The organism is Bacillus sp. AR2-1, assembly GCF_008368755.1.
GTDB classification, from domain to species: domain Bacteria; phylum Bacillota; class Bacilli; order Bacillales; family Bacillaceae_G; genus Bacillus_A; species Bacillus_A wiedmannii.
In genome coordinates this window covers 65,924-83,742 of record NZ_QORY01000020.1, presented here as the reverse complement: position 1 = coordinate 83,742, position 17,819 = coordinate 65,924, and the positions used below count along the sequence as shown (strand labels likewise).

The following is a 17,819-nucleotide window of genomic DNA, read 5'->3' as shown; positions in this document are numbered from 1 at the left end:
CTACACAGAAACTAAACACCTTTCCCTATTGAACCTCGTAACAAACGGATTTTAAACGTAATTCCAGGCGTTTCAAGCTGACTCCACCTCGTTTTTGTGTAAAAAAAAGAGAAGGACTCCGATCCTTCTCTTCGTATTACTTATAGCACTTCCGCATGTCCATTATAAACAATTCCGCGTGCTGCATCAACTGTTACTTCTTGGCCATTTTTTAAAGTTGCTGTTACGCCGTTTACACCAACGATAACAGGAATACCGATTGATACACCTACAACAGCCGCATGGCTTGTTAGACCGCCTTCTTCTACAACTAGAGCAGCAGCTTTTTCGATTGCAGGAATCATATCTTTATCAGTGCTTGTTGTAACAAGGATATCACCTTTGTTTACGTTCGCTACAGCTTCAGCAGCTGTTTTCGCTACAACTACTTTACCTTTTGCAGCTTTACGACCGATTCCTTGTCCTTTCGCAACTTCTTCACCAACAACATGGATTTTCATTAAGTTTGTTGTACCAGTTTCAGCAACTGGAACACCAGCAGTGATTACTACAGTGTCTCCAAGTCCAATTAGACCTGCATCCATACCTGTTTGAATTGCAGTATCTAACATTTCGTCAGTAGACGCTGCACGTTTTCCAGCCATAAATGCTTGTACACCCCAAACAAGTGCAAGACGACGTCCTACTTGCTCGTCAGATGTTACAGCTACGATTGGAGATTTCGGACGGTATTTAGAGATCATTTTCGCAGTATGTCCACTTTCTGTTGGAGCTACGATTGCAGCTACATCAAGAGCAAGTGCTGTATGCGCAACAGATTGGCTAATTGCATCTGTAATTGTTGGAGTGAACTCTTTAATACGTTTTTTGAACATATCTTCATATTGTAATGATTTTTCAACACGTACTGCAATGTTAGCCATCATTGTTACTGCTTCTACTGGGTATTGACCAGCAGCTGTTTCACCTGAAAGCATGATTGCATCTGTACCATCGAAGATTGCGTTAGCTACGTCACTTGCTTCCGCACGAGTTGGACGTGGGTTACGTTGCATAGAATCTAACATTTGTGTCGCAGTAATAACCGGTTTACCTAACACGTTACATTTTTTGATTAGACGTTTTTGTACTAATGGTACTTCTTCTGGTGGAATTTCTACACCCATATCACCACGAGCTACCATTAAACCGTCAGAAACTTCTAAGATTGAATCGATGTTATCGATACCCTCTTGGTTTTCGATTTTTGGTACGATTTGGATGTATTGAGCGTTATGCTCTTCTAATAATTCACGGATTTCTAATACGTCAGATGCTTTACGTACGAATGAAGCTGCGATGAAATCAACTTTTTGCTCGATACCGAAGACGATATCTTTTACGTCTTTTTCAGTGATACCAGGAAGCTTAATGCTTACGTTTGGTACGTTAACACCTTTTTTATTTTTTACAGTTCCGCTGTTTAAAACTTTTGTACGGATGTTTCCGTCAGCTTTTTCGATTACTTCTAGTTCGATAAGACCGTCATCGATTAGAATACGAGAACCTGGGTCTACATCGTCATAAAGACCAGCATAAGATACAGAGAACTTCTCTGCAGTACCTAATACTTGCTCAGTAGAAAGAACTACTTCTGCACCTGTTACAAGCTCAGCTTGTCCGTCTACGAAGTCGTGAGTACGGATTTCTGGACCTTTTGTATCAAGTAAGATACCAACTGTTTTACCAGTTTTCTTTGAAGCTTCACGAATGTTTTTAATACGAGCGCCGTGCTCTTCATGGCTACCATGAGAGAAGTTTAAACGAGCAACGTTCATACCCGCTTCGATTAATTGTTCTAATTTCTCAATACTTTCACTAGCAGGACCTATAGTACATACAATTTTAGTTTTACGCATATTGCACCTCCGAAAATTATGAAACCGTTCCCAAATATCCGACATTAAGCCGATTAGATGGATAATTCTTTAGATAATTGATACATATCTTTATCGATTGTATGCTTTTGAGCTAACGCTTCGATAATATCATGATCAACAAGTTTATTATCTTGAATACCTACACAGCGTCCACCTCTACCAGCAATTAATAATTCAACTGCTCTTGCGCCAAGACGACTTGCTAATACACGGTCTTGTGCACTTGGTGATCCACCACGTTGTACGTGACCTAATACAGTTACACGAGTATCAAAGTTTGTTGCTTCTTCAATGTGCTTACCGATGTCAATTGCACTTCCAACACCTTCAGCCACAATGATAATACTGTGTTTTTTACCACGTTCACTACCACGCTTCAGACGAGCAATAACATCTTCCATGTCATACTCTTCTTCTGGAATTAAGATTGTTTCGGCACCATCAGCTAAACCAGCCCATAATGCGATATCTCCAGCATGACGTCCCATTACTTCGATAACATATGTACGTTCATGAGATGTAGCTGTGTCACGAATTTTATCAATTGCATCAATAACAGTATTTAAAGCTGTATCGAAACCAATTGTGAAGTCTGTTCCAGGAATATCATTGTCGATTGTACCTGGTACACCAACACATGGGAATCCTTGTTCAGTTAATTTTTTAGCACCTTGGTAAGAGCCATCTCCACCAATAACAACAAGTCCTTCGATACCGTGTTTCTTTAATTGCTCGATACCTTTTAGTCGTACTTCTGGATTTTTAAACTCAGGACATCTTGCTGTATATAATTTCGTACCACCACGGTGGATAATATCGCCAACAGAACCAAGTTCTAATTTTTCAATATGACCAGAAATTAAACCCGCGTATCCATGGTAAATACCATATACTTCAATATCATGGAAAATCGCTTTACGAACAACTGCACGAATGGCAGCATTCATACCAGGTGAATCTCCACCACTTGTTAATACACCAATACGTTTCATTTGTACTCACCTCATAAAGATTATTTGCCTTATAATAAAATAACACGAAAAAATATAAAAACACAATGGAGAAGATGTGTCTTTTCATAATAAAAACGTGCATTCGCGAAGAGGAACGCACGCTTTTATTATTTTATCCCAATGGAAGCGTTTGAAAACGAAACTTGCCCAATTTTCATATATTTTTCATAACGTTTTTCGATTAATTCATCTTTCGAAATTCCGCTTAATTGTTCAAAAGTTTTCTTAAGCATTAAATCTATATTTTCTGATTGTTTTAAAATGTTACGATGCGCTCCACCTTTTGCCTCTGGAATAATTTCGTCAATTACACCTAATTCTTTCAAATCTAATGCTGTAATTTTCATCGCTTCTGCAGCTTCTTTTGCTTTACCAGCGTCTTTCCAAAGAATTGCCGCCGCACCCTCTGGTGTAATAACAGAATACGTGGAATTTTCCAGCATATGAATGTAATCTCCTACTCCAAGACCTAACGCACCACCACTACCACCTTCACCGATAACAATACAAATAACAGGTACTGTTAAACCCGCCATTTCAAATAAATTACGGGCAATCGCCTCACTTTGTCCACGTTCTTCAGCTGCTTTACCAGGATAGGCTCCCTTCGTATCGATGAAACAAATAATAGGACGATTAAACTTTTCCGCTTGTTTCATTAGACGCAGTGCTTTTCGATATCCTTCTGGATGAGGCATCCCAAAATTACGACGAATATTTTCTTTCGTATCTTTTCCGCGTTGGTGCCCAATTACAGTTACAGGCATCCCCTTATATTTCGCAATGCCGCCGACAATCGCTGCATCGTCGCCAAATAGGCGATCTCCATGACATTCAAAAAAATTAGTAAATAAGTGCTCAATATAATCGAGCGTTGTTGGTCGTTCTGCATGACGAGCAATTTGAACACGGTCCCATACTTTCATATTGCCGTATATATCTTCCTCTAATTTTTCTAGCTTGTCTTCCAAAATACGAATCTCCTCACTGAAGTCCATCTGGCTGTTTTTCGTATAGTCTTTCAGTTCACGAATCTTATTTCTTAGCTCAACAACTGGTTTCTCAAATTCTAGCTCTGCCATACAGCCATTTCCCCTCCTTGATGAACTTCTAAAATCTTACGGAGTGATTCTCTCATATCATCACGATGCACAACCGCATCTAATTGACCGTGCTCTAATAAAAATTCTGCCGTTTGGAAATCTTCCGGTAGTTTTTCACGCACTGTTTGTTCAATTACACGTCTACCAGCAAATCCGATAAGTGCACCTGGCTCTGCAAGATTGTAATCACCAAGTGAAGCGAAACTCGCTGAAACCCCGCCCGTCGTTGGGTGAGTCATAACAGAAATAAATAACCCTCCTGCATTACTATGCTTTTTCAAAGCTACGCTTGTTTTTGCCATTTGCATTAAACTTAATATCCCTTCTTGCATACGGGCACCACCCGACGCAGTAAAGATAATAAATGGAACTTGTAAGTCGTATGCTTTTTCAACTGCACGGGCAATTCTCTCTCCTACAACAGAGCCCATGCTGCCCATTCGAAAACGAGAATCCATTACTGCAACAACAACAAGCATGTCATCAATTGTTCCTTCACCAGTTACAACCGCTTCGTTCAATTTAGTCTTCTTACGATCGCTCTCTAGTTTCTCTTCGTATCCTGGAAACTCGAGTGGATTTAATGAAACCATTTCTTTGTCATACTCACGGAATGACCCTTCGTCCAATATACTATCAAGACGTTCCCATGCATTCATAGGATGATGATATCCACAATTCACACATACTTTTAAATTTTTTAGAAGCTCTTTCGTATACATGATTTTTTTACATTTCGGACATTTTGTCATAACGCCATCTGGTACATCTTTTCGTACTTGTTCTGAAGGTATTGCAGCGTACTTTTTCTTTTTCACGAATAAATCTCTTAGCACAATTTGACCCCCTTCGTTGAGAGCTAAGGTTAGCGCAAGAAGAAAATTGGGCTAACACCAAAGTTTGATGTTAGCCTTATCTTCTCAATCTGTCTAATAACCTCACTCTTTACGTTTAACTTTAACCGCTACGCGATAGAATGTTTGTCATAACGTGTCATGGTCATTTCGACAAATTTTATACATTACGAGTGAAACTGTATATTCTCTACTAATTCATCGTAAATTTTTAGTGCATCATTTTCTTGTTTTTCTTCCAAAGTAGCATAAAGCTTTCTATACATATCGATAGAATCTCCTGAAACTTCACAAGAAAGAGTTGATACGTAATCATTTACGATCATCCAAATGCGATAGAGTAAATAATTATCGACTTGTTCAATGAGTGTTTTAAAGAACGTTTGATGAAGCATTGGAATCGAGTTTTCATTTTCTTCAAGCACTTGATTTAATTTTCTTAGCACTTTAGAAAACGTTTCTTTCGGCAAATTACATACAATTCGAATCATATCTTTCTCAAGCAATCGTTTTGTTTGTAATAAATCACGAATTGTTTTCTCATCTTGCAGCAAGAACGGCGCAATCAATTGTACAAGACCGTTATCGTAAAAGTTTCGAATAAACGTCCCTTCACCACGTCTCGTTTCAATCAATCCTACCAGTTCTAAAGCACGCAATGCTTCTCTTACAGAGGAACGCCCTACGTTTAAACGTGAACTTAACTCACGCTCAGACGGCAAACGATCCCCCGCCACCAATCCATCTTCTTCCATAATGGAACGGATTTTTTTTACAATTTCGAGATATACTTTTGTATTTGATGATGTCAATGGAAATTCCTCGCTTATTCTTTACCAATCAGCGCTAATTGTTTTGTTTTCTCAGCAATCTCATTTGGATCTACTTGACGGCGAGCTACTCCTGTCTCCATTGCAGCTTTCGCAACGTAAGCTGCCACTTGAGGCGCTACACGCGCGTCAAACGGTGCCGGAATGATATAGTCTGCATTCAACTCATCTTCTGCTACAAGCTCAGCAATAGCCTGTACAGCTGCCATCTTCATTTCTTCGTTAATTTGTGTCGCATGTACGTCAAGTGCACCACGGAAAATACCAGGGAACGCTAGTACATTATTTACTTGGTTCGCGAAGTCAGAACGACCCGTTCCAACAACAGCTGCGCCCGCTGCTTTTGCCAATTCTGGCATAATTTCTGGAACTGGATTCGCCATTGCAAAAATAATTGCATCGTCATTCATTGTACGAACCATCTCTTCTGTTAATGCACCTTCTGCAGATACACCAATGAATACGTCCGCACCTTGTACAACGTCAGCTAAAGAACCTTCAATACGATTCTTATTTGTATATTTTGCAACTTCATCCTTCACCGGATTCATACCTGTAGGACGACCATCATAAATTGCGCCTTTACGGTCACACATAATAATGTCGCGTACACCATAGCGATATAAAAGTTTAATAATTGCAATACCTGCTGCACCTGCGCCATTTGCGACAACTTTAATGTCAGACATTTTCTTTCCAACTAATTTTAGCGCGTTCACAAGACCTGCTACTGTTACGATAGCTGTTCCGTGTTGATCATCATGGAAGATAGGAATATTTGTTTCTTTTTTCAAACGTTCTTCAATAATGAAGCAGTTTGGTGCTGCGATATCCTCTAAGTTAACGCCGCCAAAAGTTGGCTCCATTAATTTTACAGTTTCAACAATTTTATCTACATCGTTTGTATTTAAGGCAATTGGGAATGCATCTACACCAGCAAAGCTCTTGAATAATACAGCTTTACCTTCCATTACTGGAAGAGATGCTTCAGGTCCAATGTTACCAAGACCAAGTACAGCCGTTCCATCTGTCACAACTGCTACCATATTTCCCTTCATTGTATATTCATATACCTTACTTTTATCGTCATAAATTTCCTTACAAGGTTCTGCAACCCCTGGAGAATATGCAAGACTTAAATCTTTTGCATTTTCTACTTTTACTTTTGATACAGTTTCTAATTTTCCTTGATGCACTTTATGCATGTGAAGTGCTTCTTCACGAAGTGTTGACAAACTATCCACTCTCCTCAAATTATTCTAGCTGATATCAATTTCTCCAAGTGGTCTGACCACGAACACTACTACTATAATAATCGAAGTGTAGGGAAATTGTCCATTATATTTTCACAACTACATTTTCTTCCCCGACAATTTCACGAAGTGCTCCTAAACATTCTTCACTTGGATGAATCGATAAACTTCGAGACAATTGTACCATTTTATGTTCCTTTTCATAATAAATTAGTACTTTCGCAAAACCTGAATAGTCAAACAATATTTTAGTAACCTGATTTAAAAGCTTTTTCTCATACTGAGACGACAATTTCACGTAAACAGATGCATCTTTCTTTTCTTCATACACATCCATTTCTTCTAACGGATATAGTCCATTTACAATCCATTGCAACTTATGATTTCTAAGCTCAATCATGCCGTCAACTAAAACAATTGCTCCTTCTTGTAACTTATCTGAGAAATGTATATATGTTTCAGGGAAAAGAACTGCTTCCATTTCATCGTTTTGATCACAAAATGTAATAAACGCCATCTTTTGCAACTTTTTCGTACGAATCACTCTCACGCTTGTTATATACACGATAGCCCTTTGTACTTTTTTCTTATGTCGCATTGCCTGAGCAAGAGATGGAATTTCTAATTCTTTCGCTAACTTCACATACTGCGCTGTCGGATAGCTTGATAAATAAAAACCTAGTGCTTCCTTCTCTTTATTTAACTGTTCAATAAAAGAGAGCTCTTCTCCTTGCACGTATTTTGATTTTGGAACAGCATCTCCTAAATCACGTGCAAGATTTGCGTACTCTAACGCTCCTTTAAGGCTTTTCCATAAATTTGTTCTCGAAACACCAAAATCGTCAAAACACCCAGACCAGACGAACGCCTCTAAATTTCGCTCTGTTACAAACTTTGATGGCATGCGAAGACAAAATTCAAATAAATCTTCAAATACTTTTTTCTCTCGTTCTTCGAGTAATGCTGTCACTGTAGCCATTCCGATGTTTCGAATTGAAAGTAAGCTGTAACGTATCGCATTACCTTCTATTTGGAAATTGTAACCACTTCTCTGAAGAGACGGCGGCAAAACGTGAAAACCTTTCCGCTTCGTTTCTCGTATATACTGCACAATCTTATCTTCATTTCCAATTGCACTTGATAATAATGCTGTCATAAATTCCAGCGTATAATTCGCTTTTAAGTAAGCAAGCTGATATCCAATCATACTGTAGGCTACAGCGTGACTTCGGTTAAAACCGTAATTCGCAAATCTTACAATTAAATCGTAAATTTTCTCTGCGGATGTCTCGTCATAACCATTTTGTAAACAGCCTTGTACAAAATGCTTACGCTCCTGATCTAAAATATCACGATTTTTTTTACTCACTGCACGGCGTAATAAATCTGCTTCTCCGAGCGAGAATCCCGCCAACTTCGACGCAATTTGCATAATTTGTTCTTGGTATACAATTACACCGTATGTTCTTTCTAAAATCGGCTTTAAATCCGGATGTAAATATTCAATTTTTCTTTTTCCGTGCTTTGATTCAATAAAGGTTGGAATTTGTTCCATTGGTCCTGGTCTATATAACGAGTTAACAGCGACAATATCTTCAAATTCATTCGGTTTTAACCCGCGAAGTACATTTCGCATACCACCTGATTCAAGCTGGAATACACCTGTTGTATCCCCTCTACCTAACAATTGGAACGTCTTTTCATCTTGAAGTGGTAAATTTCTTAAATCAATTTGTGTCCCCGTCTTTTTCACGATAAACTTTATAATATTTTCAAGTAACGTTAAATTACGTAATCCTAAAAAATCCATCTTTAACAAACCAAGTTCTTCTAATGCATCAGCTGGGTATTGCGTAACATACACATCGTTATGCCCTTCTTGTATTGCAACACTTCCGGTTAACGGCTCTTGGCTCATAATAACGCCAGCTGCATGAATAGACGTATGACGTGGTAAGCCTTCTACACGTTTTGCAATTTCAAACACACGCTCATGTAACAGATTCCCTTGTATAAACTCACGGAGTGATTGCGATTCCTCATATGCATCTTTTAACGTTATACCAAGCTTTGATGGGATAAGTTTTGAGAATATGTCAATGTCTCGCGGCGGAAGCCCCATTACACGCGCAATATCTCTAATCGCCGCTTTCGCTGCAAGCGTCCCGAACGTTACAATTTGTGCAACACGCAGCTGACCATATTTATCTTTCACATATCGAATCATCTCATCACGTCTTATATCTGGAAAATCGATATCAATATCTGGAAGTGTCACACGTTCAGGATTTAAAAATCTTTCAAATAATAGATCGTATTCAATCGGATCAATATCTGTAATTTCTAATACGTAAGAAACGAGTGAGCCGGCTGCCGATCCACGTCCTGGTCCTGTTAAAATATGATTTTCATGCGCATACTTCATAAAATCCCACACGATGAGGAAATAATCACTAAACCCCATACTAGAAATAACGTTTAATTCATGATTCAAACGCTTTATATGTACTTCTTTCGGCGTACCATATCGTTTCTGCAAGCCTTCTTCACAAACGCGGCGTAAATACATATCATTCGTCTCGTTAGCTGGAACAGGAAATTTCGGTAATTGATTTATATGAAACGGTATTTCTACTCTGCAACGTTCTGCAATTTCTATTGTGTTATAAATCGCTTCTTCTACGTGAGAAAATAGTGCTTCCATTTCATCTGATGATTTTAAATAATATTGATCAGTTTTCAACCTTGGTCTATCTGGATCAGTCATTTTCGTTCCACTTTCAACAGATAATAAGCACTCATGAACAAGTGCGTCACTTTGATTGATGTAGCGTACATCGTTTGTTGCAACGACTGGAACATTTATCCTACTCATAAATGCAGGTAATTTCTCTTGCAGGAGCAGTTCATCTTGAATCGCATGATGCTGCAAACTCATATAAAAATTGTCGAACATACTTTGATACATGCGAGCTACTTCTTCAGCTTGACTCTCTTTGTCTTCTAATAATAATTGTTCAATTTCCCCATCTTTACCTGGTGAAATAGCAATTAATCCTTTCGCATAATGGGCAAGCCACTTTTTCGGAATACCTTCTTTTGACTTCGTCATAATGCTACTAGAAATCTTTAATAAATTTTGATAGCCCATTTCATTTTCAGCAAGTAAAACAAGCGGATAAGATTTTTCCTCTTCTTCACTAAAAATAGAAGCTGTTAAGCCGATAATAGGCTGTATACCATGTTTCTTACATGCTTTATAAAACGGAATAACGCCATACATAACATTTTCGTCCGTAATAGCGAGTGACGAAAAACCAAGTTCTTTCGCCCTGACTACAAGCTCATCAATTTTACAAGCACTTTTTAATAAACTAAAAACGGTTTGACATTGTAAATGCACAAACTTCACTGTTGTACCCTCTCTTTACCAATCTGACTACTTTTATTATAGGTGATGAGGAAAGCGGAAATCAAAACATACTTCTTATACTTTGTCCATATATATGAAGAAGAAAGGGGAATGACGATGGATGTAAGAGAACATACTTTTTTCTCTCTGCTTATTATTAGTTATTTTATTGCCTTTGGGGTTATACTTGGTGGTTCATTAATTGGTGGGTTTGGTGCATTTCTTATCGGAAAACCAACTCTAACTTACATTAATCAATTCGCCCAAAATTTAAGAATCTGGGCACTTGTTGCAGCAATTGGCGGAACATTTGATACTTTTTATAGCTTTGAAAGAAGTTTCTTTGGCGGAGATATGAAAGATATTGTAAAACAAATTCTCCTTATTTTTTTCGCAACGGGTGGTATGCAAACAGGTCTTACCATTATTAAATGGCTAACGCAGGAACATGTATGAGAGTACCAAGTGCCAATACAGCAAAAAAATGGTATTTAGTTTTAGCTGGTGCTGCTGTTGGAGGCGTGTTGAGCTGGTTTGTTTTTTTGTACATATACGGTGTTTTTCAAGAAGAACAAGCTAGTAAAATAGCAGAGCAACGAGAAATTATAGAAAAACAAGAAGCAAAGCTCCACGTCCTTCTCGAAGATCAAGAAAAATTGAATACAGAAAATAAACGCCTCTTAACTATTCAAGAGATTAAAATAAAACTTATAAATCGAGAAAAATACGATTTAGACAACCTTACACTCGAAAATATGACTACGTCTATCCATAATGACCTCCAACATCTTTTAACGAAAAACATTCAAAGTATAGCAAAAAATAAAGACCTACTCAAAAAGGTAATCGAAAACAAAACGTACAAACATTACGATCGGCTATACCGTTTCAAAGTCGATACGATATCTTTTGATACAGTGCTTGAAATTAGCATTACGATAGAGAAAGAAAAATAAAGAAGGAGGGCTTTAGCGCCGCTCCTTCTTTTCGTTCTCATATATAATCTCTTATCTACACAACTCACGTAAATCAGCAAAAAGACGATCCGCTTCTTCCCAAGAAGATGCTTTTGCACCAGAAGCCATCGGATGCCCTCCGCCATTATATTGCATTGCTAATTTATTTATCACTGGTCCTTTTGAACGAAGACGAACACGAATCACATCGTCTTCCTCTAAAAATAGAACCCACGACTTTAATCCATCAATATTACCAAGTGCTCCAACAACACCGGATGCCTCAGAAGGAAGTACATCAAACTTTTCTAACACTTCTTTCGTTAATTTAATGTAAGCTGCTCCTTCTTCTACCATCGTAAAGTTTTGTAAAATATAGCCGTTTAAACGAGCAATCTTTTCTTTCGTCTTATACATTTCATTATATAAATCTGTGAACTTCACATCCATATCAACAAGCTCACTTACATAACGAAGTGTTTTCGCTGTTGTATTCGGGAATAAGAAACGACCTGTATCCCCAACAATACCCGCTAAAATAAGACGAGCTGCTTCTTTCGTTATCTGTAATCCTTTATCTTTTCCATAACTGTAAAACTCATAAATCATTTCACTTGTAGAACTTGCTGTCGTATCTACCCACGTAATATCTCCGTACGGATCTTCATTCGGATGATGATCAATTTTAATTAACATCTTCCCTTTTGCATAGCGTTGATCGTCAACACGTTCTTGGTTCGCAGTATCACATACGATAACAAGTGCATTTTCATATACACTATCTTCAATATCATCCATTACTCGTAAATATTCTAGTGAAGGTTCATTGTACCCAACCGTATAAATATTTTTCTCTGGAAACGATTCTTGTAGAATTGTACCAAGACCTCCCTGTGAACCTAATGCATCTGGATCTGGACGCACATGACGATGAATAATAATTGTATCAAACTCTTTAATTGCTCTTAAAATTTGCTCATGCATATGTATAATCTCCTTTTTACTCAACTTCTTCACTTTAACGTGCAGTAAAAGCCCGATTGGTGCGGGCAAATCATTAGCGTAGAAACATCCTCACACTAATTAAAGTTTCACTTTATCCTCCATTATAACGGAAAGTATTTCATACATGCGAACAATTGCTTTATAATAAAAGTTAGAAAGTTTAGATATTTCTTTTTCTCTACTATTATTTTTCACAAAGCGATGGGAGCGTGCATTATGCCAGTATTAGTCTTCTGTATTATCGTCTCATTTATGTTGTACCTCTTCTACAAAACAAAATACTTTCGTACAAACCGCCCAATGGAGAAAGGTTGGCTCTCAGGAAAATCCGCAATGGCACTTGGTTCATTCGTCTTATTCTTTGGGATAAACCAATTCTTTTTAGAACTTTCAACCGCTCGAATTATCGTTGGTGTTTTATTTGTTCTATTTGGTAGTGCAAGTGTATTTAATGGATTTCGCCAATACAAACATTTCTTACCATTAGCAGTTGAAGAAGCTGAATCTGTCTGAAGCAGCGCAAAAAAAGCATCAACATTGTGATGCTTTTTTACGTCCCTTAACTTTTAAAATCATATATGCAACAAAAGCAGAAGGTATATTAAAGGGGTTGCCTTGTACGTGAAAATGTAATTGTTCTTCCTCAAAAGACATTTTTTCATATAGTTCTCGCTGAGATAATCCTGTTCGTTTCTTTTTTTCATGTAAACCTTGTAAGTATAAATATTGAAACGGTATCATCACAAGAAAGTAAAATAGTGCGATTCCACCAAAGAAGAGCACCTCTGATGACATATTGCATACCACCTCCCTAAAATCCATTTTCTTACAACTCGATTATAACATAGTATAAACTCTAATTAAATTAATATTCTGTTTTTTTAATGTACAATTACCTCTCCACATATATATCCTGCTACTCCTTTGCTTTCCCCCTAAAATCCTCCCTCATCTTTAGCAACAGCTTCAAAATCCAATAAAACAAAATAAAGTTAAAGAAAAAACCTAATGGATTAAACCCACATTCCCACCCACCATAATAAACAAACGTTTCAGCTGGTACACCAAAGTAAAAAAAATCCGGCTCATTTTCTCCTGATATAGGAATCAAGGCACCTATACTAGCAAGAGTCAAACTTACAAAATACAACCTCTTTTTAATAGCATTCATTCTTCTATGCGTTAAAACATGAATAATGATGAAACATACGACCACTAAAAAGAAAATGATTCCGCCCATTCACTTCCTCCTTATCGCTATGCCATTTCCGCATCTTCGAATTTTTGAGTATTTTTATTATACATATGAAATGATACGCTATTTATTTTTGTTTCTATCCTTTTAAATAAAAAAATGGAACAAACCAAAGCGGTCTGCTCCATCTTTTTACTTATCGATCAACTGCACCATAAGTAATGCTTTCCCGACAACATTACCTTCATGATGCACTTCTACATCAACCTTACCAAATTTACGTCCAATTTCTAATACTTTCGGATGAACCGATACAACATTGTCAATTTGAACTGGTTTTACGAAATAAATTGTTAAGTTCTCAACAATTAAATCACTCTTCTTTTGCGCACGAATAACGCGATTCGTTGCTTCCGTCACAATTGTTGTGAATACACCGTAAGATAACGTTCCGATTGAATTCGTCATTTGCGGCGTCACTGAAAATTGATATAAATGTTCATTTTTCGCTTCTTTCGGCGTCATAAATTGATTCGTTACAATATCATCGATTGTTTCGCCGACTTGTGGTTGACGCTGAATCATTTGTAGCGCCTGAAGTACATCTTGACGACTAATAATTCCTTGCAGTTTATTTCCTTCATCAACAACTGGAAGTAACTCAATACCTTCCCACACCATCATACGTGCTGCAGCTGCGACAGACATTTTACCGTTTACCGTAATTGGATGCTTTGTCATCACTTTATCAATTGGTGTTTCTTTCACGACACCAATCATATCTTTTGAAGTTACGATACCTAACACCTTTTTATTTTCATCAACAATTGGATAACGTCCATGCATCGTTTCTTCATTGTACGCATGCCATTGCTGCACTGTATCATTCGGCTTTAAATATAACGTCTCTTCAATTGGCGTTAAAATATCTTCAACGAGGACAATTTCTTTCTTAATAAGCTGATCGTAAATTGCACGGTTAATTAACGTCGCAACTGTAAATGTATCGTAACTACTTGAAATAATCGGCAGTTTTAATTCGTCTGCTAATTTCTTCACATGATCTTCCGTATCAAATCCGCCCGTAATTAATACCGCAGCTCCGGCTTCTAACGCTAATTGATGTGCGTTCGTACGGTTACCGATAATAAGTAAGTTTCCAGCTTCTGTATAGCGCATCATCGCTTCTAATTTCATTGCCCCGATTACGAATTTATTTAACGTTTTATGTAGGCCCTCTCTGCCCCCAAGTACTTGACCATCGACAATGTTAACGACTTCTGCATATGTCAGCTTTTCAATATTCTCTTTCTTCTTTTGTTCAATTCGTATTGTTCCGACACGTTCAATCGTACTAACATATCCTTTATTTTCTGCATCTTTAATTGCACGGTAAGCTGTCCCTTCACTTACACTCAAATCTTTCGCAATTTGCCTTACAGAAATTTTATGCCCTACTGGCAGGCCATTAATATGTTCTAAAATTTGGTTATGCTTGGTAGCCAAATGGTTTCACCATACTTTCTTTTCCCTAAATTCTTCATGTGTTGTATTTTCAGTATACTATATTTTCAAAACTGTTACACTCTCTCTTTATATATCTGTACTATTTTTTTTATAACAAAATACGCCTTACATTACACTACTTCTTCTATTACAACAATGTAATGGTATTGTCATCTCGTTCGATAGTTTGTCCAGCCGCTTCAATATACAATGAAGACAAGAAATGAAACAAAGGAGCGGATATATGATGAAAAAATTATTAGAAGTTTTAGGTGCTGTATTTTTAGCTTTCGTAGATGGAAAAAAAGTTGCAATGGAATTGAATGAAACACCTGAACAGCCACTTCCAAAAAGAAAAAAATCATCAAAACAAGTACAACCTTTAAAAGCTGTCCTACACACGTAAAAAACCCTTCACTTGTCTTTTCAAATGAAGGGTTTCTTTTCTATAGTGTAATACTTTCTCCAGCTTCTAATACTTTTCCTGTACAATTTTGTAGCTTTTCTACAAATTGATATGGGTCTTGTTCAATTACTGGGAACGTATTGTAATGCATCGGCACAACAGTTTTCGCCTGAACCCATTTTGCTGCTAAAACAGCATCTTCTGGCCCCATTGTGAAATTATCGCCAATTGGTAAAAATGCTATATCAATGTTATTCAGTTCCCCAATTAATTTCATATCAGAGAATAGAGCGGTATCTCCTGCATGGTATACAGTTTTCTCTTCTGCTGTAAATAAAATACCTGCTGGCATACCTGTATATGTAATCGTCTTATTTTCTTCATCAATATAACTAGAACCGTGGAATGCTTGTGTAAACTTCACTTTTCCGAAGTCAAATTCATGCGAACCACCAATATGCATCGGATGTGTATTTACACCTTGCCAACTTAAAAATGTCGCTAGTTCAAATGGTGCCACAACAACTGCATTATTTTTCTTCGCAAGCTCTACTGTATCTCCAACATGATCACCATGTCCATGCGATAAAAGAATTGCATCTACTTTGACATTTTCAGCCTTTAAATCCGTTGTCGGATTTCCAGTTAAAAATGGGTCAATTAAAATCACTTTTCCATTCGTTTCAATCTTTACAACTGAATGCCCGTGATAAGATACTTTCATTACTACATTCCTCCCCTATTCACATTCTCATTTTTTATTCTACATGATTTTTCAATTCCCTGTCTTTTCTAACATCTATTTACTTGTCATAACGCTTTCTTCCGATGTAAAGTTATATTTGTAATTAAATATCTCGGGGGTGCCAATCGATGAATGCTAGATTAGAAAATTTAATGCAATGGCTAAAAGAAAAAAACGTAGAAGCTGCGTTCTTAACTTCTACACCGAACGTCTTCTACATGACAAACTTCCACTGTGAACCACATGAAAGACTTCTTGGTATGTTTGTATTCCAAGAAAAAGAGCCTATTTTAATTTGCCCTAAAATGGAAGAAGGTCAAGCGCGTAACGCTGGCTGGGCACATGAAATTATCGGATTTACTGATACTGACAGACCATGGGATATGATTGCAAAAGCAATTAAAGACCGCGGCATCAATGCAAATGCAGTTGCAATTGAAAAAGAACATTTAAACGTAGAGCGCTACGAAGAATTAACAAAGTTATTCCCAAATGCAGCTTTCAAATCAGCTGAGGAAAAAGTTCGTGAACTTCGCTTAATTAAAGATGAAAAAGAACTTTCTATTTTACGCGAAGCAGCTAAAATGGCGGACTACGCTGTTGGAGTTGGTGTAAATGCAATTAAAGAAAATCGTAGCGAGCTAGAAGTATTAGCAATTATTGAACACGAATTAAAAACAAAAGGCATACATAAAATGTCATTTGATACGATGGTATTAGCAGGTGCAAACTCTGCTCTTCCACACGGTATTCCAGGTGCAAACAAAATGAAACGCGGCGATTTCGTACTATTTGATTTAGGCGTAATCATTGAAGGTTATTGCTCTGACATTACACGTACAGTAGCATTCGGTGAAATTTCTGAAGAACAAACTCGTATTTATAACACTGTACTTGCTGGACAACTACAAGCAGTTGAAGCATGTAAACCAGGTGTTACACTTGGCGCAATCGACAACGCTGCTCGTTCTGTTATCGCAGATGCAGGTTACGGGGACTTCTTCCCACACCGCCTTGGTCACGGACTTGGAATTAGCGTACACGAATATCCAGATGTAAAAGCTGGTAACGAGTCTCCATTAAAAGAAGGTATGGTCTTCACAATCGAGCCAGGTATTTACGTACCAAACGTAGGTGGCGTTCGTATTGAAGATGATATTTATATCACAAAAGACGGGTCAGAAATTTTAACGAAATTCCCGAAAGAATTACAATTTGTGAAATAATAAAAAAGGCAGCGTGATTGCTGCCTTTTTTATTTCTCTACTATTTCAAATTTCTCTACAATCATTTTTGCTGGATAGCTTTCAAGCATTTGAGAAAACCATACTTTTATTTTATCCCCTGTTTTTAACTGTTTATATGCGCCTTTATCTTTAAAGCTCAAAACTATATGTGATGGATGCTCTTTATTTATTTGTTGTTCCATATAATGTTGCAATTCTACTTTTGTATTAAACGTTTTATCATCGACAAAAAATACCGTGTCATTTCTTACTATGACATACCCCTCTTCAGGTACTTTTTTTACCGCTACTTGCTCTACTTATTTTATATCACACGCTGATAATATGATTAGAAATACACTTAAAAACATAAAGTTTTTCATACGCCTATTCATT

17 protein-coding genes and 1 pseudogene are annotated in these 17,819 nt (G+C 37.3%); 5 read left to right on the top strand and 13 right to left on the bottom strand.

Annotation, left to right across the window (positions count from 1 at the left end; genetic code table 11):
• Nucleotides 1–140: 140 nt before the first annotated feature.
• From pyk to dnaE, 7 genes are all read right to left on the bottom strand, one after another.
• A complete protein-coding gene (pyk, locus tag DT250_RS23225; RefSeq protein WP_001232677.1) occupies nt 141–1,898 on the bottom strand; it encodes a pyruvate kinase in 1,758 nt (585 codons plus the stop codon).
• Between the two features lie 53 nt (nt 1,899–1,951).
• The gene (gene pfkA, locus DT250_RS23220; protein WP_149213760.1) at nt 1,952–2,911 is read right to left on the bottom strand and encodes a 6-phosphofructokinase; all 960 of its coding nucleotides are present in this window, start codon (nt 2,909–2,911) and stop codon (nt 1,952–1,954) included.
• A gap of 128 nt (nt 2,912–3,039) precedes the next feature.
• Entirely contained in the window at nt 3,040–4,014 is a 975-nt protein-coding gene (gene accA, locus DT250_RS23215; RefSeq protein ID WP_000818786.1) for an acetyl-CoA carboxylase carboxyl transferase subunit alpha, read from the bottom strand.
• On the bottom strand, nt 4,002–4,871 hold the full coding sequence (gene accD / locus DT250_RS23210) for an acetyl-CoA carboxylase, carboxyltransferase subunit beta (protein ID WP_149213759.1): 870 nt from the start codon (nt 4,869–4,871) through the stop codon (nt 4,002–4,004). Before accD ends, accA begins: the two co-directional genes overlap by 13 nt.
• Nucleotides 4,872–5,056: 185 nt before the next feature.
• The gene (locus DT250_RS23205) at nt 5,057–5,701 is read right to left on the bottom strand and encodes a FadR/GntR family transcriptional regulator (protein WP_000204434.1); all 645 of its coding nucleotides are present in this window, start codon (nt 5,699–5,701) and stop codon (nt 5,057–5,059) included.
• Between the two features lie 14 nt (nt 5,702–5,715).
• Entirely contained in the window at nt 5,716–6,924 is a 1,209-nt protein-coding gene (ystJ, locus tag DT250_RS23200; RefSeq protein ID WP_161796084.1) for an NADP-dependent malic enzyme, read from the bottom strand.
• Between the two features lie 133 nt (nt 6,925–7,057).
• Nucleotides 7,058–10,384 carry a DNA polymerase III subunit alpha gene (dnaE, locus tag DT250_RS23195; protein ID WP_088609291.1) on the bottom strand — a complete coding sequence of 1,109 codons (3,327 nt, stop codon included), beginning with the start codon at nt 10,382–10,384 and terminating at the stop codon, nt 7,058–7,060.
• 42 nt (nt 10,385–10,426) lie between these two features.
• Between dnaE and ytrH the strand changes: the two genes are divergently transcribed.
• Both ytrH and ytrI read left to right on the top strand, forming a co-directional pair.
• Complete coding sequence (gene ytrH, locus DT250_RS23190) at nt 10,427–10,840, top strand: sporulation membrane protein YtrH (RefSeq protein WP_073516695.1); 414 nt, start codon at nt 10,427–10,429, stop codon at nt 10,838–10,840.
• Nucleotides 10,837–11,340, top strand: coding sequence for a sporulation membrane protein YtrI (ytrI, locus tag DT250_RS23185; protein WP_046958744.1), 504 nt, complete (start codon nt 10,837–10,839; stop codon nt 11,338–11,340). The genes ytrH and ytrI overlap by 4 nt, the downstream gene beginning before the upstream one ends.
• Before the next feature lie 51 nt (nt 11,341–11,391).
• On the opposite strand, the gene DT250_RS23180 is transcribed toward ytrI, so the two are convergent.
• Nucleotides 11,392–12,324, bottom strand: a complete 933-nt coding sequence (locus DT250_RS23180; protein ID WP_087985387.1) for a DHH family phosphoesterase — start codon at nt 12,322–12,324, stop codon at nt 11,392–11,394.
• Between the two features lie 237 nt (nt 12,325–12,561).
• Here DT250_RS23180 and DT250_RS23170 point away from each other — a divergent pair, with 237 nt between their 5' ends.
• Nucleotides 12,562–12,858: a YtpI family protein gene (locus DT250_RS23170; protein WP_001144772.1), complete on the top strand. Its 297-nt coding sequence runs from the start codon at nt 12,562–12,564 to the stop codon at nt 12,856–12,858.
• Nucleotides 12,859–12,876: 18 nt separating this feature from the next.
• Here the strand turns inward: DT250_RS23170 and DT250_RS23165 are convergent, their stop codons facing one another.
• The 3 genes from DT250_RS23165 to DT250_RS23155 all read right to left on the bottom strand — a co-directional run bounded on the left by DT250_RS23165 (nt 12,877) and on the right by DT250_RS23155 (nt 15,046).
• Nucleotides 12,877–13,140, bottom strand: coding sequence for a DUF3949 domain-containing protein (locus DT250_RS23165; protein WP_142291818.1), 264 nt, complete (start codon nt 13,138–13,140; stop codon nt 12,877–12,879).
• Between the two features lie 121 nt (nt 13,141–13,261).
• The gene (locus DT250_RS23160; RefSeq protein ID WP_149213758.1) at nt 13,262–13,585 is read right to left on the bottom strand and encodes a hypothetical protein; all 324 of its coding nucleotides are present in this window, start codon (nt 13,583–13,585) and stop codon (nt 13,262–13,264) included.
• Nucleotides 13,586–13,732: 147 nt separating this feature from the next.
• The gene (locus tag DT250_RS23155) at nt 13,733–15,046 is read right to left on the bottom strand and encodes a CBS domain-containing protein (RefSeq protein ID WP_000201566.1); all 1,314 of its coding nucleotides are present in this window, start codon (nt 15,044–15,046) and stop codon (nt 13,733–13,735) included.
• A 244-nt stretch (nt 15,047–15,290) separates the two neighbouring features.
• Between DT250_RS23155 and DT250_RS31785 the strand changes: the two genes are divergently transcribed.
• Nucleotides 15,291–15,452: a hypothetical protein gene (locus tag DT250_RS31785; RefSeq protein ID WP_087985390.1), complete on the top strand. Its 162-nt coding sequence runs from the start codon at nt 15,291–15,293 to the stop codon at nt 15,450–15,452.
• Nucleotides 15,453–15,492: 40 nt separating this feature from the next.
• On the opposite strand, the gene DT250_RS23150 is transcribed toward DT250_RS31785, so the two are convergent.
• On the bottom strand, nt 15,493–16,176 hold the full coding sequence (locus tag DT250_RS23150) for a metal-dependent hydrolase (protein WP_149213757.1): 684 nt from the start codon (nt 16,174–16,176) through the stop codon (nt 15,493–15,495).
• A 149-nt stretch (nt 16,177–16,325) separates the two neighbouring features.
• Between DT250_RS23150 and pepQ the strand changes: the two genes are divergently transcribed.
• Nucleotides 16,326–17,423, top strand: a complete 1,098-nt coding sequence (gene pepQ / locus DT250_RS23145) for a Xaa-Pro dipeptidase (protein WP_149213756.1) — start codon at nt 16,326–16,328, stop codon at nt 17,421–17,423.
• A 29-nt stretch (nt 17,424–17,452) separates the two neighbouring features.
• On the opposite strand, the pseudogene DT250_RS23140 reads toward pepQ, so the two are convergent.
• Nucleotides 17,453–17,818: pseudogene (locus DT250_RS23140) on the bottom strand (DUF3221 domain-containing protein).
• Nucleotide 17,819: the final 1 nt, after the last annotated feature.

Bases quoted from the DNA above. Each gene is read 5' to 3' on its own strand.
- pyk (WP_001232677.1), bottom strand. From the start codon at position 1,898: ATGCGTAAAACTAAAATTGTATGTACTATAGGTCCTGCTAGTGAAAGT.
- pfkA (WP_149213760.1), bottom strand. From the start codon at position 2,911: ATGAAACGTATTGGTGTATTAACAAGTGGTGGAGATTCACCTGGTATG.
- accA (WP_000818786.1), bottom strand. From the start codon at position 4,014: ATGGCAGAGCTAGAATTTGAGAAACCAGTTGTTGAGCTAAGAAATAAG.
- ystJ (WP_161796084.1), bottom strand. From the start codon at position 6,924: ATGCATAAAGTGCATCAAGGAAAATTAGAAACTGTATCAAAAGTAAAA.
- ytrI (WP_046958744.1), top strand. From the start codon at position 10,837: ATGAGAGTACCAAGTGCCAATACAGCAAAAAAATGGTATTTAGTTTTA.
- DT250_RS23180 (WP_087985387.1), bottom strand. From the start codon at position 12,324: ATGCATGAGCAAATTTTAAGAGCAATTAAAGAGTTTGATACAATTATT.
- DT250_RS23170 (WP_001144772.1), top strand. From the start codon at position 12,562: ATGCCAGTATTAGTCTTCTGTATTATCGTCTCATTTATGTTGTACCTC.
- DT250_RS23165 (WP_142291818.1), bottom strand. From the start codon at position 13,140: ATGTCATCAGAGGTGCTCTTCTTTGGTGGAATCGCACTATTTTACTTT.
- DT250_RS23160 (WP_149213758.1), bottom strand. From the start codon at position 13,585: ATGGGCGGAATCATTTTCTTTTTAGTGGTCGTATGTTTCATCATTATT.
- DT250_RS31785 (WP_087985390.1), top strand. From the start codon at position 15,291: ATGATGAAAAAATTATTAGAAGTTTTAGGTGCTGTATTTTTAGCTTTC.
- DT250_RS23150 (WP_149213757.1), bottom strand. From the start codon at position 16,176: ATGAAAGTATCTTATCACGGGCATTCAGTTGTAAAGATTGAAACGAAT.
- pepQ (WP_149213756.1), top strand. From the start codon at position 16,326: ATGAATGCTAGATTAGAAAATTTAATGCAATGGCTAAAAGAAAAAAAC.